This window comes from Microbacterium sp. BE35 (assembly GCF_031457705.1).
Lineage (GTDB): Bacteria > Actinomycetota > Actinomycetes > Actinomycetales > Microbacteriaceae > Microbacterium > Microbacterium trichothecenolyticum.
This window is the reverse complement of record NZ_JAVDXD010000003.1, coordinates 38,735-53,127: the sequence shown is the minus strand read 5'-3', so window position 1 is coordinate 53,127 and position 14,393 is coordinate 38,735. Positions and strand designations below refer to the sequence as shown.

Annotated in this window: 13 protein-coding genes and 1 tRNA gene; 7 read left to right on the top strand and 7 right to left on the bottom strand. The window is 71.7% G+C overall.

What is annotated here, in order from left to right:
- Nucleotides 1-5: 5 nt before the first annotated feature.
- Nucleotides 6-1,286 (bottom strand): CDP-glycerol glycerophosphotransferase family protein, encoded by a 1,281-nt coding sequence (locus J2Y46_RS11515; RefSeq protein WP_310242437.1) that lies wholly within the window; start codon nucleotides 1,284-1,286, stop codon nucleotides 6-8.
- A gap of 97 nt (nucleotides 1,287-1,383) precedes the next feature.
- Here J2Y46_RS11515 and J2Y46_RS11510 point away from each other — a divergent pair, with 97 nt between their 5' ends.
- Nucleotides 1,384-2,421 carry a glycosyltransferase family 2 protein gene (locus J2Y46_RS11510; RefSeq protein WP_245619497.1) on the top strand — a complete coding sequence of 346 codons (1,038 nt, stop codon included), beginning with the start codon at nucleotides 1,384-1,386 and terminating at the stop codon, nucleotides 2,419-2,421.
- Between the two features lie 21 nt (nucleotides 2,422-2,442).
- On the opposite strand, the gene J2Y46_RS11505 is transcribed toward J2Y46_RS11510, so the two are convergent.
- Genes J2Y46_RS11505 through J2Y46_RS11495 form a run of 3 tightly spaced genes read right to left on the bottom strand, consistent with a single transcriptional unit; the run spans nucleotide 2,443 to nucleotide 6,915 of the window.
- Entirely contained in the window at nucleotides 2,443-3,894 is a 1,452-nt protein-coding gene (locus tag J2Y46_RS11505; RefSeq protein WP_310242434.1) for a CDP-glycerol glycerophosphotransferase family protein, read from the bottom strand.
- A complete protein-coding gene (locus J2Y46_RS11500; protein WP_310242432.1) occupies nucleotides 3,891-5,165 on the bottom strand; it encodes a CDP-glycerol glycerophosphotransferase family protein in 1,275 nt (424 codons plus the stop codon). Before J2Y46_RS11500 ends, J2Y46_RS11505 begins: the two co-directional genes overlap by 4 nt.
- A gap of 58 nt (nucleotides 5,166-5,223) precedes the next feature.
- Entirely contained in the window at nucleotides 5,224-6,915 is a 1,692-nt protein-coding gene (locus J2Y46_RS11495) for a trypsin-like peptidase domain-containing protein (protein WP_310242431.1), read from the bottom strand.
- A 118-nt stretch (nucleotides 6,916-7,033) separates the two neighbouring features.
- Here J2Y46_RS11495 and J2Y46_RS11490 point away from each other — a divergent pair, with 118 nt between their 5' ends.
- A complete protein-coding gene (locus J2Y46_RS11490; protein ID WP_310242430.1) occupies nucleotides 7,034-8,233 on the top strand; it encodes an aminotransferase class I/II-fold pyridoxal phosphate-dependent enzyme in 1,200 nt (399 codons plus the stop codon).
- 9 nt (nucleotides 8,234-8,242) lie between these two features.
- Here the strand turns inward: J2Y46_RS11490 and J2Y46_RS11485 are convergent, their stop codons facing one another.
- Nucleotides 8,243-9,046, bottom strand: coding sequence for a carbon-nitrogen hydrolase family protein (locus tag J2Y46_RS11485; protein WP_045296856.1), 804 nt, complete (start codon nucleotides 9,044-9,046; stop codon nucleotides 8,243-8,245).
- The gene (locus J2Y46_RS11480; RefSeq protein WP_045296855.1) at nucleotides 9,043-9,561 is read right to left on the bottom strand and encodes a DUF6328 family protein; all 519 of its coding nucleotides are present in this window, start codon (nucleotides 9,559-9,561) and stop codon (nucleotides 9,043-9,045) included. The genes J2Y46_RS11485 and J2Y46_RS11480 overlap by 4 nt, the downstream gene beginning before the upstream one ends.
- A 93-nt stretch (nucleotides 9,562-9,654) precedes the next feature.
- On the opposite strand from J2Y46_RS11480, the gene J2Y46_RS11475 reads away from it, so the two are divergent.
- A tRNA-Met gene (locus tag J2Y46_RS11475) sits at nucleotides 9,655-9,728 on the top strand.
- A 66-nt stretch (nucleotides 9,729-9,794) separates the two neighbouring features.
- On the opposite strand, the gene J2Y46_RS11470 is transcribed toward J2Y46_RS11475, so the two are convergent.
- Nucleotides 9,795-10,268: a MarR family winged helix-turn-helix transcriptional regulator gene (locus J2Y46_RS11470; protein ID WP_045296854.1), complete on the bottom strand. Its 474-nt coding sequence runs from the start codon at nucleotides 10,266-10,268 to the stop codon at nucleotides 9,795-9,797.
- 81 nt (nucleotides 10,269-10,349) lie between these two features.
- On the opposite strand from J2Y46_RS11470, the gene idi reads away from it, so the two are divergent.
- Genes idi through crtI form a run of 4 tightly spaced genes read left to right on the top strand, consistent with a single transcriptional unit; the run spans nucleotide 10,350 to nucleotide 14,393 of the window.
- Entirely contained in the window at nucleotides 10,350-10,901 is a 552-nt protein-coding gene (gene idi / locus J2Y46_RS11465) for an isopentenyl-diphosphate Delta-isomerase (protein ID WP_045296852.1), read from the top strand.
- Nucleotides 10,898-11,953, top strand: coding sequence for a polyprenyl synthetase family protein (locus J2Y46_RS11460; protein ID WP_045296850.1), 1,056 nt, complete (start codon nucleotides 10,898-10,900; stop codon nucleotides 11,951-11,953). Before idi ends, J2Y46_RS11460 begins: the two co-directional genes overlap by 4 nt.
- Complete coding sequence (locus J2Y46_RS11455) at nucleotides 11,950-12,831, top strand: squalene/phytoene synthase family protein (protein WP_045296849.1); 882 nt, start codon at nucleotides 11,950-11,952, stop codon at nucleotides 12,829-12,831. The genes J2Y46_RS11460 and J2Y46_RS11455 overlap by 4 nt, the downstream gene beginning before the upstream one ends.
- Nucleotides 12,828-14,393 carry a phytoene desaturase family protein gene (gene crtI, locus J2Y46_RS11450; protein ID WP_310242424.1) on the top strand — a complete coding sequence of 522 codons (1,566 nt, stop codon included), beginning with the start codon at nucleotides 12,828-12,830 and terminating at the stop codon, nucleotides 14,391-14,393. Before J2Y46_RS11455 ends, crtI begins: the two co-directional genes overlap by 4 nt.

The following is a 14,393-nucleotide window of genomic DNA, read 5'->3' as shown; positions in this document are numbered from 1 at the left end:
CGGGCTCAGCCCTCGTCGTCGAGTTCCGCTTCGTCTTCGGGCTCGTCGTCCTCGGCGTCGGCGACCGACCGCGCGTACCAGGAGTCCCAGTCGTCCATGAGGCGCTGCACGGCGCCGTGGAACCGTGCCGTCGCCGCCCCCGGAGCGGTGTCGCCGAAGTAGCGGGTCACCCATTCCTCCAGGCGCGCGACGGCATCGGGGTCGCCGAGCACGCGTTCGGTCTGGGCGACGATGTCGGGCGCGGCGGCGGCGTCGAGCCACTCGCAGGCCGACAGGTAGCCGTGCGTGTCGATCGCGGCGGCGGGGTCGGCCGGTCGCGTGATCATGAGCGGCTTGTCGGCCGCGAGCCGGTCGTAGACCATCGCCGAGATGTCGACGATCGCGACGTCCGCCGCGGCCAGCTGCCAGCCGAGCTCGGGCCCGTCGTCGAAGACGTGCCGGGCAGAGGGATCCGAGGCGTTCGCCGCGTTCAAGGCCGCGATGATGCGCTTGTTCGCCGCCCCGTACTCGTGGTTCACGACTCCCGAACGCGGGTGGGGCCGGTAGATGACGCGATGGCGCCCCGTGGCCACGAGCGCGGTCACGAGCGCTTCGCCATGCGTGGCGATCGAGCCGTAGTGGGCGGACGGCCGGTCCCCCTCCCACGTGGGCGCGTAGAGCACCACCGTGCGCTCGTCAGGCGTGTAAGGCAGGGTGCCCGAGTAGTGGTCGGCCTGCGGGCGCCCGATCTGGATCGTTCGGCGCTCGATGTCGTAGTCCCACAGCACCCGCGAGAGCCGCTCGCGCGCGGCGTCGCCCGCGATCATCGCGTAGTCGTACGCCTTGTACTGATTCGTGGTCATGTACATCTTGTCGGACTCGCCGTGGTTGATGAACACGTGCCAGCGCCGGCCGTAGCGGAACATCTGGAAGTTGCGCGTGTTCTGGTTCACGTACAGGACGACGCGGATGTCCTGCTTGGCGATGAAGCGCTCGAGATCGCGCACGGTCGGGACGAACGCCACCGGGAGCGCGCCGTCTGCCAGCAGCGCCTCGGCGCCGGTGGCGGCCCTGCTCAGCACCACCACGGGCCAGGTCTTGGCGAGTTCGGCGAGCGGCTTGTACCACTGCCGCATCTGGTACATGTTGACCGCGCCGTCGGCGAAGTAGACGGCGACCCGGTACTGGAACGGCGGGTGCGGCGGCCGCGCAGCGAGGGTGCGCCGCACGTCGATCACGGCCGAACGATTTCGCACCGCCTTGCGGACGAGAGCGACCGCCTTCTTTCCATCCGAGACCAGACCCACGCTTCCAGCCTACCCAGGGCTCTCGTGACATGATCGACGCGTGCATGTCGAGCAACACGGGCGCAGGGACGCTCCAGTCCCTCCGCCGGGTTCCGGCGTGAGCTTCGTGATGCCGGTGCTCAACGAGCGCGATTACCTCGGCCGCGCGGTCGAGACGGTGCTCGCGCAGGACGTCCCCGGCCCGACCGAGCTGATCCTCGCCCTCGGCCCCTCGACGGACGGCACGAACGCGCTGGCGGCCGAACTCGCCGCCGGTGACGACCGCATCGTGCTGGTCGAGAACCCGGGCGCCGACATCCCCATCGGCCTCAACCTGGCGATCCGCGCCGCGCGGCACCCCACGGTCGTGCGTGTGGACGCGCACTCCGAACTCGATCCGACGTACGCGCGACGCGCGCTGGCGACCCTCGACCGTGTGCGCGCGGCGAACGTGGGCGGCGTGATGCGCGCCGACGGCCGCACACCGTTCCAGCGGGCCGTCGCGCGCGCCTACAACTCCCCCATCGGCCTCGGCGGCGGCGCGTACCACGGCGGCACGCAGGAGGGCGAGGCCGAGTCCGCCTACCTCGGCGTCATGCGCCGCGAGGTGCTCGGAGAGGTCGGGCTGTTCGACGAGAGCATCCGGCGCGGCGAGGACTGGGAGCTGAATCTGCGCATCCGCCGCGCCGGCTACCGCGTCTGGTTCGATCCCTCACTCGCCGTGACGTACTGGCCGCGTGAGAGCTGGGCGCGCCTGGTCCGTCAGTTCTCGGCGACGGGGCGATGGCGGGGAGAGCTCGTCCGGCGATTCGGGCGCGGCAACTCGCTGAGGTTCTTCGCGCCGCCGGCGCTCGTGCTGACGATCCTGCTGGGGATCATCGTCGGCGTGCTCCAGCTCACCGGTCTGCTGCAGGGATGGTGGTCGGTGGCGGCATCCGTCGTCTACCTCCCCGTGCTCGCGTACGCCGTCCTCATCGCCGCCGTCGCTCTCGGCCGAGGTGGCGGGCACGGGTGGCGCGACAAGCTGTGGACAGCAGCGGTGCTGCCGTCCATGCACCTCGCGTGGGGCTGGGGTTTCCTGCTCGGAGTGATCGGCGGCGCACACGACACCGTCGACACCTCCCGCCTCGGAAGCCGCAACACGCCGCTGCCGTGACGTGCACCGCGCAACCCGCCGTCAGGCGTCGATGAAGCCCTGGTCCAGGATGCGTGCCACGACCCGCTCGGCGGCGTGGCCGTCATCGCGGGCGTTGAACTTGTCGCGCCACTGCGTGTAGCGGGACGCATACTTCGCGGTGTCGCCCGCGGCGAGCGCGGCCACGAGCTCGTCCTGCGTGCGCACCATCGGGCCCGGCGCGTGCGCGGCGAGGTCGAAGTAGAACCCGCGCAGCTCGCCGCGGTAGTGCTCCATGTCGGGGACGAGGAAGTACATCGGCTTCCCGGTCACCGAGTAGTCGAACATCACGGACGAGTAGTCGGTGATGAGCGCATCGGCGACGAGCAGCAGCAGCGAGGTGTCGGGGAAGCCTGTGACGTCGATCACCCGTGGGCCTTCCGCGTCACGTCCCGGCAGCAGCGTGCGCGAGTGCCCGCGCACGAGCACCACCGCGTCGGTGGCCGCGGCGAGCGAGACCGGGTCGATGAAGTCCACGATCTGGTCGCGGTCGTCACGCCACGTCGGCGCGTACAGCAGAACGCGCTCGCCGGGGCGGATGCCGAGGGCCTCGCGCGTCGCGGTGCCGTCGCCCGTGGTCAGGACATCGTTGCGCGGATACCCCTCGACCCAGACCGGACGCGTGAGGAACGCGTACGCCTTGCCGAGGATGCGCGCGGCATAGGGATTCTGCGCCAACAGGATGTTCCATCGCCGCGACTCGCGCACGACCGCCGCCGTCCGGCGCGGGTCGAACCCGGGCCGGTGCAGCGCGAGGCGCTTGAGCGGAGTGCCGTGCCAGGTCTGCAGCACGATCTGCCCCTTGCGCCGCGAGAACCGGCGGCGCAGCCAGTCGTTGACCACGAGCAGTCGGGCGGCGCCACGGGCGCGCCACCACTCCGGGCTCCCCTCGACCACCGGGATCGCGCCGTCCGGCACGGCGACCGACAGGTCGACGACGCTCCAGTAGCGGGTCACGCCCGGCGCGCGGCGCGCGACCTCCCGGTCGATCGCCAGCGGGTTGCAGCTGGCGTTGCGGCCGTAGAAGCTCTCGAAGAACACGGCGTTCTCGAAACCTGTGGCGGGTCGGGTCGCATAGCGGCGTTCGAGGGCGTCCTGCCCTTCGCCGGAGTCGTACGCGGGGTCGATCGGGGGCCCGACGCGCAAGGTCCATCCCTCGAGGCTCGCTCGGAGGGTTCCGAGCTGCGTGAGCGGGAGCGCTTCGGGGGGACGGATGCCGCGATCCGCGGCATCCTCGATCCGCACCTCGTACGCGCCCGCGGGCAGTGGCAGCTCAGGCCCGCCCCAGCGCGCGGCGCGCAGCGGCAGCGTCGCCGTCCACGTCTTGCCGCGTCCGGTGAGGCGCGCGGTGACGCGGGCACGGGCGCCGACGATCTCGACGGATTCCGGCCGCTCCCCCTCGCCCGAGAGCACGAGAGCCGGGCTCCCCTCCGTCGTGAAGCGCGCGTCGGTCATCCGGTTCCTTCCCTCGGGTCGTCGTGCACCGTTCCGGCCAGAATCGCACGGTACACCCTCTCGGCATTGCGCCCGTCGCGGAACGCGTGCACCCGCGCATCCAGCGCGATCGCCCGATCGACGCGGCGTGCACGCTCGGCATCGTCTCCGAGCACCGCGTCCAGCTGGGTCGCCGCCTGCGTCCAGTCGATCGCCCAGTCCGCGCCCGCCACGTCGGCGTATGTGCCGTAGAAGCCGCGCCTTCGTGCGTACTCCTCGACGTCGGGGGCGAGGAACAGCGTCGGCAGCGGCACGAGCGACGCGTCGAACGCGAGCGACGAGTAGTCGGTGACGAGGGCGTCGAGGCCGGGCAGCAGCGGGGTCACGTCCGCGACCAGGTCACTGCCGAGCAGGTGCACGCGGTCGGTCGGGAACGGCGGGGTGTAGTCGCCGGCGCCGAGCGGGTGCGACCGGACGAGGAGCGTCGCGTCGTGATGCCTCAGCACATCGACGATCTGCGACCATTCCTGCGTGGTCGGCACCGCCGGGTCGACCGCGCCGTCGCGCCACGTCGGCGCGTAGAGCACGAAGCGGGTCGAGAGGCCCCCGCGGGGCACGGCGCGCCCGATGGCGGCGCGGGCCTGCACGCGGCGATCCTCGGCGCTGCCGCGGGAGAGCACGTCGACGCGAGGCTCGCCGGTCACCGGCACGCTCGCATCGGGCAATGCGAAGGCGGATTCGAGACGGCCGCGGACGAGATGCGAGGCGGCTGGAATCACACGGATGCGGCGCGCGGCGCCGCGGTACATCGATCTCAGCAGCCCGCGCACGGCTCCGGCAGCCGGCGTCGCAGCGACGACGCCGGGCACCCTCAGCGTCTCGGGCGAATCGACCCCGATCCGCTTGAGCGGGATGCCGTGCCACAGCTGCACGACGAACGCACCCGACACCGCGTAGCGGTTGACGTCCCCGAATCCGTGCGTGACGACGACCACTCGGGCGCGCGCGGTGCGCCACAGCCCGCGCAGGGAATGCTTCGGAACGGTGCGGATGCCGCAGGCCGCAGCATCCGCCGCCTCCTTCGCCGAGCCGACCAGCCAGACAGGGCTGCGTCCGTCGGCGGCCGCCACCTCCCAGAGCGCCAGCGCGCCGTCACCGATGCCGACCGCACAGCCGATCACCCACTCGTCGCGCGAGCGGGGCACCAGGAGGGTGAGGAGGCGTCCGGCGGCATAGAGCGGGATGGTCGCGAGCTTTCGGGCGTTCCCCGCGCCGAACGAGAAGGACGCCATCCCGCGAGCCTACCTGCTCGCGCAATGGCGTCCCTGGGGGTGTGGACGGGCGTGCGGACTACTGCTGGAGCGATCCCAGCGTGACCTGGACGGTCTGCGTCTTGCCGTCGCGGACGTACGTCACTTCGGCGTCGCTGCCGGCCGCGGCCGCGCGCACCTGCGCCGTGAGGTCGGTCGCGTCGGTGACGGGGACGCCGTTGAAAGCAGTGACGATGTCGCCCTTCTGCAGGCCGGCGGCGGCAGCCGCGCCGCCGTCGGTGACGGCATCGATGTAGGCGCCGGTGATGGTGGAGCCTTCGACGGATGCCGCGGCCTTCACGTTCGCGCCGAGCAGACCGTGGGTCGCCTCGCCGCTGTCGATGATCTCGCCGGTGATGCGCTTGACGATGTCGGACGGGATCGAGAAGCCGACGCCGATCGAGCCCGAGCCGTCGGACGACGAGCCGCCAGCGGTCGCGATCGCCACGTTGATCCCGATCAGCTTGCCGTCGGAGTCGACCAGCGCGCCGCCCGAGTTGCCGGGGTTGATGGCGGCGTCGGTCTGGATGACGGAGATCGAGATGCTCTCGGTCGCCGTCGACTGCTGGTCGCCCTGACCGAAGTCGAAGCGGAACGGGCCTTCCTGGCTGTTCTGGTCCTGCTGGTCCTGGCTGTCGCCGCCCGAGTCGGGCGCCGCCGACGACGCGATCGAGATCGAGCGGTTGAGCGCGCTCACGATGCCTTCCGTCACCGAGTTCGCGAGCCCCAGCGGCGCCCCGACCGCGACGGTCGTGTCGCCGACGTTGAGCTTGCTCGAGTCGGCGATCTCGATCGGGGTGAGGTCCTCGGCGTCCTTCAGCTTGATGACGGCCAGGTCGTACGTCGGGTCGGTGCCGACGACCTCTGCGTCGTAGACGCGGCCATCGGACGTGGTCACGCGGATGGTCGCGTCACCGGTCGCGCCGTCGAGGGTCACGACGTGCGTGTTGGTGACGACGTAGCCGTCCTTCGTGAGCACGACGCCCGAACCGGTGCCGGCTGCCGACGAGCCGGTCGCCTCGATCGTGACGACGCTCGGCACGACCTTCGCGGCGATCGCGGTGGTCTGGTTGACCGAGTCGGTGTCGTTGACGGTGACCGTCGACGGTCCCGCGGCGGGCGATGCGCTCACCGGGGCGAACCAGGTGACGCCGGCGTACGCGCCACCGAGGCCCGCAGCGCCGCCGACGATGGCGGCCGCGACGATGAGGCCGACGACCTTGCCCGCTCCGGACGACTTCTTGGGGGCCTTGGTCGCCGTCGGCACCGCGCCGGTCGAGCCGGCGATCGGCAGCGTCTGCTGGGCGTCCGCAGCGGGCACGCCGAACGCGGCACCGGGGGCGCCGGGCGTCGGCTGGCCCGCGTAGGAGTGGGGGTAGGGTGCGGGCTGGCCGGCGTAACCCTGCGGACGGGCGTACGCGTGCGCCCCTGCCGGATAACCGGCGGGCGGCACGGGCTGGGTCGGCGCGGTGGGCTGCACGTGGGTCGCGGGCTGCGCGGCGGGTGCGCTCGGCGGGACCGGGGGCAGCGCGGCGGCGGGCGCGGCCGAGGCCACGGGCGGCGCAGGCTGGGCGGGCGCGGATGACTGCGCGGGCTCGACGGCTTCCGGCGCGGCCGCGGCGGGGGCCGGGGTCTCGGGCTGGGCGGGCGTCTGCGCGGCGGCCTCCGCGGCCGACTGCGAGGGGACGGCGGGGGTCTGGTCTTCCGGGCGATCGCCCTGGATGTCGCTCATGGTTGCTCCTTCTGCCAAGCACTCACCACTGTGCCCACCGATGCTGTGCGTTTCTTATGTCGCGAATGGGACTCGCCTATGCAACAGGGATGAGCCCGCCCGGTATTACGGTGAAGCGATGCGACAGATCTCCGGAGCATGGCGCCGCACGGCCGCGGGCGCCGGACTCGTCGGTTCCGACGGGTCGATCCACCCCACCATCTTCGCCGAGATGTCGGCCCTTGCGGCGCGTACCGGCGCGATCAACCTCGGGCAGGGCTTCCCCGACGAGGACGGCCCGGCCGAGGTGCTCGAGGCGGCACGTTCGGCGATCGCGAACGGCGTCAATCAGTACCCGCCGGGTCGCGGCATCCCTGATCTCCTCTCGGCCGTCGCCGAGCACCAGGAGCGGTTCTACGGACTGCGGCTGGATCCCGCCCGTGAGGTGCTCGTGACGGCCGGGGCGACCGAGGCGCTCGCCGCCACGCTCCTCGCCCTCATCGACGGTCCCGACGACGAGGTCGTGGTGTTCGAGCCCTACTACGACTCGTACGCCGCGGTCGTCGCTCTCGCCGGCGCTCGGCTCGTGACGGTGCCGCTGCGGTGGCCCGACTTCCAGCCCGACCTCGACGAACTGCGCGCCGCCGTGAGCGATCGCACCCGCGTCATCCTCGTGAACGATCCGCACAATCCCACCGGGGCTGTCTTCGGCGCCGCGGTGCGCGACGAGGTCGTGCGCCTCGCCGAGCACCACGACGCCGTCATCGTGACCGACGAGGTGTACGAGCACCTCGTCTTCGACGAGCCGCACGTGCCGATCGCCACGCTCCCCGGCGCCGGGGAGCGCACGCTGACGATCTCGTCGGGCGGCAAGACGTTCTCGACGACCGGCTGGAAGATCGGCTGGATCTCCGGCCCCGCCCCGCTCGTCGATGCGGTGCTCGCGGTCAAGCAGTTCCTCACGTACGTCAACGGCAGCCCGTTCCAGCCTGCGATGGCCACCGGACTCCGCCTGGGCGACGACTTCTTCCAAGGCATCGCCGGCACGCTGCGTGCGAAGCGCGACCTGCTCGGCGCGGGGCTGCGCGCCGCCGGATTCGACGTGTCGATGCCCGCCGGCTCCTATTTCACCGTCGTCGACGCCGCGCCGCTCGGAGCGACGGATGCCGCGGCCTTCTGCCGCGCTCTCCCCGAGCGCGCCGGGGTCGTGGCCATCCCGCTCACCGCGTTCGCGACGCCGGACCGGCTCGAGGAGTACGCCACGCTCGTGCGCTTCGCGGCGTGCAAACGCGTCGAGGTGCTCGAGGAAGCGGCCTCCCGCCTCGCCGCCCTCGGGTGAGCCTCGGGGTCAGCGCGGCCCGACGCCGAAGCGCCGGAGCGTCAGGGCGGGGTTGACCCGGCGCACACGCTCGATCGCGCCGACGTCGAGGTGGGCGACCGCCACGTCGGTCGACGTGCCGACCGCGGCCAGTTCGACGCCCTGCGGGTCGACGACGAGCGAGTTGCCTACTCCGAGGGGCGGCGGGTGGTCCGCGGCGGCGACGAACACGGTGTTCTCGATCGCGCGGGCGTGCAGCAGGGTGCGCCAGTGGTGCTCCTTGAGCGGACCGCGCACCCATTCCGCCGGCACGACGAACACGTCGGCCCCGGCGTCGACGAGCAGCCGTCCGACCTCGGGGAACCGGAGGTCGTAGCAGGTCATGAGGCCGAACCGGAGTCCGCCGAGCTCGAACGTCTGCGGTGCCTCCGGCTCCCCCGGCTCGACCCAGTCCGACTCCCGCTGGCCGAACGCGTCGTAGAGGTGCAGCTTCCGGTAGTGCGCGATCAGGCCCGTCGCATCGACGGCGACCGCGGTGTTGCGCACGCGCTCGCCGTCGCTGCCGCGCTCCAGCAGTCCCGCGACGATCGTCAGGTCGTGCTGCGCCGCAAGTCGCGTGAGCGCCTGCACGAACAGGCCGTCCAGCGCCTGGGCGTTCGCGGCGAGGGACTCGTCGAACGGGTCGACGAAGTAGCTCGAGTACTCGGGGAAGACCACGACGCGCGCTCCGCGGGCGGATGCCGTCGCCACGAGCTGCGCGATGGATTCGAGGTTCACCGCGGCATCGGCCGTCGGTGCGAACTGCGCCACCCCGATGGGGAGTGTCTCGGTCATCGTCGTACTCCGTTCGTCCGGCGGCGCGCGCGGAGGATCGCGGGCACGACCAGCCACATCGCGAAGACCAGCAGCCCGAGCGGGATGAGGGCCCACCAGAACGCCGACCCACCCAGCACGACATCGAACACGAAGGCCACGACACCGACGAGGAGCACGGCGACGGTCCCGAGCGCCGTGACGAGGGCGAGGTGTCCGTACCGCACGACTTCGGCCTTGGCACGCTGCTGGAACAGGGCCCGGTGGAGGGCCACCGGTGCGAGGGCGACGATCGAGCTGAGCGCTGACAGCACGACGAGCCCCAGATAGAACGACCTCTGGGAATCGGTGAGGTCGCCGAAGGCCGGCTGGAAGGCCAGCGCGAGCAGGAAGCCGGTCAGGATCTGCGTGCCCGTCTGCAGGACGCGCACCTCCTGCAGCACCTCGCTCCAGTTGCGGTCCGCACGCTCCTCCGGCGTCTCGTCGCGGCCTTCGACGCGGCCGCCTGCAGCGTCGGTGTCGCGCTCGGTGGACATGGGTTCATCCTTGCCCGCCGCCCGCGGTCGGGGCAAGCCGACCACCCCTGTGTCACGACCACCCCAAACCCCGTGCTAGGCTATTCCTTGTGCCGCGGGGTGGAGCAGCTCGGTAGCTCGCTGGGCTCATAACCCAGAGGTCGCAGGTTCAAATCCTGTCCCCGCAACAGAAAACACAGAAGAGGGCGTCCCGACAGGGTCGCCCTCTTCTGTTGTTCCGCGAGCCGTCGCGTTCACTCCTCCGGGTCCATCGCGCCGCACAGGTCGTCCAAGAACCGCGCGATCACGGCGAGTTCCACCTCGTCGTAGTCCAACGCGACGGCCCGCATCGCCCGCAGCCTGTCGCCGAAGACCCGGAAGAACGCATTGCGCGCATCCTCGGTGAGCACCACCACGCGCCCGCGCCCGTCGCTGGGATGCGGTCGCCGCTGGACGTGGCCGGAATCGACGAGTCGATCGAGCAGCTTGGTGGTCGATGCGGTCGAGATGCGAAGGTGTCGGGCGATGTCGCGCGGGCTGACCGAGCGGCCTTGCCGCTCGCGGATGATGAGCAGCCGAAGAGCGGCGACATCGGACGCGTTCATGTCCATGTCGCCCTTCATGCCGCTGTGCATGCGCTCCATGGCGTCACTGACGGCACGGATGGACGTGAGCACACGCATCACCGCATGCTCATGCTCGGTCTGTGGCAGCCAGCGTTCCGACATCGTGGACGTTCCCTCCGACCCGTTGTAGCATCGCACAAGAGGTATTGCTAGCTTAGCTAGCAATCTGAGAGGAATGATGGGATGCCCGACACCGACCACGTCGTCCTGCTCGACGATGACGGCCGAGCCATCGGCACGGCCCCGAAATCCAGCGTGCACGGCCCCGATACCGCCCTGCACCTCGCGTTCTCCTGCCACGTCGTCAACAGCGACGGCCAGGTTCTCATCACCCGGCGGGCCCTCACGAAGCGCACCTGGCCCGGGGTCTGGACCAACTCGTTCTGCGGGCATCCCCGTCCTGCCGAACCGGTGCTCTCGGCGGTGCGTCGCCACGCGGACTTCGAACTCGGGCTCACCCTCACCGACCTCCGCGTCGCGCTCCCGCTTTTCCGGTACCGCGCCACCGACGCCAACGGCATCGTCGAGCACGAGGTGTGCCCGGTGTACACCGCCTATACCGACGACGAGCCCGTGCTCAACCCGCTCGAGGTCGTCGACGCGCGGTGGGTCGAGCCCGAAGCGCTCGCCGTCTCGCTCGAGGCGACACCGTGGGCGTTCAGCCCGTGGCTCGTGCTCCAGGCCCAGCAGCTCCACCTGTTCGAGACGTCATCGCGCGAGAGACGCGCGTCATGATCCCCGCGGCGTCCGACCCCGACCTTCGGATCGCGATCGACGGCGCGCTCGCGCGCATCCGCGAGCGCGCGTCGGAGCTGGGCCCCGCGTTCGGCGTCCTGGGCGACGCGATCACCCGCGCGGCCCAGGGCGGAAAACGACTGCGTCCCGCCCTGGTCACGGCATCCTTCGACGCGTTCCGCGCCGACGACGCCGACACGTCCGCCGTCCTCTCCGTCGCCGCGGCCTTCGAACTGCTGCACACGGCGTTCGTCGTGCACGACGACGTGATCGACCACGACACGATGCGGCGCGGGGTGCCCAACATCGGCGGCGAGTTCCGGCGGCGGGCACAGGACGACGGCGCCGACCCCGACGGGGCGGCCCTGGTGGGCGACGCCGCCGCCATCCTGGCCGGCGACATCCTCCTCCACGAGGCCTTCCGCCTGATCGCGATGGCCCACACCGACGACGCGACGAGAGATCGGCTCCTGACCCTGCTCGACGACGCCGTCCTGATCTCGGCGGCGGGCGAACTCGCCGACGTCGAGAACAGCGTCGCGGCGCGGCATCCGTCGCGCCTCTCGACCCTCGATACGGCGTTCAACAAGACCGCGGTGTACACATTCCGCGCGCCGCTGCAGGCGGGCGCGCTGCTCGGGGGCGCCGACGGCGACGCGCTGCGCGTGCTCGGTGAGGCAGGCGGACGCCTCGGGCTCGCCTTCCAGCTCGTCGACGATCTGATCGGCGCGTTCGGGACCACGGCGCAGACGGGGCGTGACACCGGACCCGACCTCCGCGAGAACAAGCGCACCCCGCTCGTTGCGCTGGCGCGGGAGTCCGGCGCCGCGCCGCGCGTCGACGAAGCGCTCGCGCTCGCGCGTACCGGCCCTGTCGCGGTGCGCGAGGCGCAGGCGGTGCTGGAGGAGACCGGAGCACGCCAGCGCCTGGTGCAGCTCGTCGAGGAGACGCTGACCGCGGTGCGGGCGGCGTCGCACGATCCCGCACTCCCCGACCGGGCCGGCGCACTCCTGCGCACCCTCGCCGACGGCATCGAAAGACGGATCCCATGAGCACCGTGCGCACCGCGACCCCCACGGGTCTCGCCCTCTACAACCAGGCGGCGGCGGATGCCGCGGCAACCGTGATCGCGCGGTACTCGACGTCGTTCGGGCTCGCGTGCAGGCTGCTCGGTCCGCGACCGCGACCGCACGTGCGCAACGTCTACGCGCTGGTGCGCGTCGCCGACGAGATCGTCGACGGCCCCGCCGAAGAGGCCGGGCTGCCTCCGGAGGTCGCGGGCGAGATCCTCGACGAGCTCGAGCAGGAGGCACTGTCGGCGATCGAGCGCGGCTTCAGTTCGAACCTCGTCGTCCACGCGTTCGCCCGCACGGCACGCGAGTGCGGCATCGGGGAGGATCTCGTGCGCCCCTTCTTCGCGTCCATGCGCACCGACCTCGGCACGCGCAGCCACGATGCCGCCTCGCACGACGCCTACGTGTACGGCTCGGCGGAAGTCGTGGGACTGATGTGCCTGCAGGTCTTCGTCAACGCCGGGGCGCAGCATCCGGTCGCCCCCTCTCCTCAGCTCGTCGATGGAGCCCGGCGCCTCGGTGCGGCCTTCCAGGACGTGAACTTCCTCCGCGACCTCCACCACGACGAAGCCGTGCTCGGCCGCGACTACCTCGGTCTGTCCTCTGCCGACGGGGAGCGTGCTGCAGTGCTCGACCGCATCGACCGCGACCTGGCCGTCGCGGCGAGCGCCATCCCGGCGCTTCCCGCCGACTGCCGCCGCGCGGTGACCGCCGCGCACGACCTCTTCGCCGAGCTCGCCGTGCGCCTGCGCGCGTGCGACGGATCCGAGGAGCGGGTGCGCGTGCCCGACGCCGTGAAGGCGCGTCTCGCGGCCCGCGCGCTGCTCGGCTTCGCACCACGGGAGGTGCGCGCATGACTCTCATCGACGGACCGCGGCGCGCGGTCGTCATCGGCGGCGGGGTCGGCGGGCTCGCCGCGGCCGCACTGCTGGGCAGCGAAGGGTGGGACACGACGCTGTTCGAGGCGCGCGATGAGATCGGGGGCCGCGCAGGTTCCTGGGAGCGCGACGGGTTCCGCTTCGACACGGGCCCGAGCTGGTATCTCATGCCCGAAGTGTTCGAGCACTTCTTCCGGCTGCTCGGGACGACGGCGGAGCGCGAGCTCGATCTCGTCCCGCTCGACCCGGCGTATCGCGTGTACTCGGACCCCTCGACCGGTCTCGCCCCGCTCGACGTGCGCTCCGGCCGCGCCGAGGCCACCGCCCTCTTCGAGAGCGTGGAGGCCGGCGCGGGCGCTCGCCTCGACGCCTACCTCGACTCCGCCGCCGACGCGTACGACCTCGCGGTCTCGCGCTTCCTCTACGACACGTACGAGACGACCGCGGGCCTTCGAGACCCGGCAGTGCTGAGACGGGTGCCGCGGCTCGCGTCCCTGTTGACGCGCAGCCTCGCCAGCCATGTCGAGCGTCGGTTCACCGATCCGCGGCTGCGTCAGATCCTCGAGTACCCTGCGGTCTTCCTCGGGGGATCCCCCTACGGCGTGCCGAGCCTCTATCACCTCATGAGCCACCTCGATCTCGGCGATCGCGTGCTCTACCCGCGCGGTGGATTCACCGAGCTCGTGAGCGCGATCGCGCGCCTGGCCGAAGCATCCGGAGTCGCGATCGAGACCGGTGCGCGAGTCACCGCGATCACCACCGAGGCAGGCGTCGCGACGGGCGTCGAGCTCGTCGGCGGACACCGGGTGCCCGCCGATCTCGTCGTGTCGGGCGCCGATCTGCACCACACCGAGACCCGTCTGCTCCCTCGCGCCGAACAGACGTATCCCGAGGAGTGGTGGCGTTCGCGCACGCCGAGCCCCGGCGCGCTGCTGGTGATGCTCGGCGTCGAGGGGCGACTGCCTCAGCTCGCCCATCACACGCTGCTGTTCGCCCGCGAGTGGCGCGCGAACTTCACCGACATCTTCGGCGCCCGCCCGCGCATCCCTGCCCCCGCGTCGCTCTACATCTGCCGTCCCAGCGCCACGGACCCCAGCGTGGCGCCGCCGGAGCACGAGAATCTCTTCGTGCTCGTCCCCGTGCCCGCAGACCCCCAGCTGGGGCACGGGGGCATCGACGGCGGCGGAGACGCTTCGATCGAGGCCGCTGCCGACGAGGTGATCGCGCAGATCGCCGAGTGGTGCGGCATCCCCGACCTGGCGGGACGCATCGTGGTGCGCCGCACGGTCGCGCCCGGCGACTTCGCCGACGACTTCGGCGCCTGGCGCGGCAACGCGCTCGGTCTCGCCCACACGCTCGGGCAGAGCGCGGTGTTCCGCCCACGCAACGCCTCGCGCAGGATCGAGGGCCTGTCGTACGTCGGCGCCTCCACCCTGCCCGGCATCGGCCTGCCGATGTGCCTCATCTCGGCCGAGCTCGTCGTCAAGCGTCTGCGAGGGGATCGCTCCCCCGGTCCCGTCGCTGAGCCGGCGAGGGTGTGA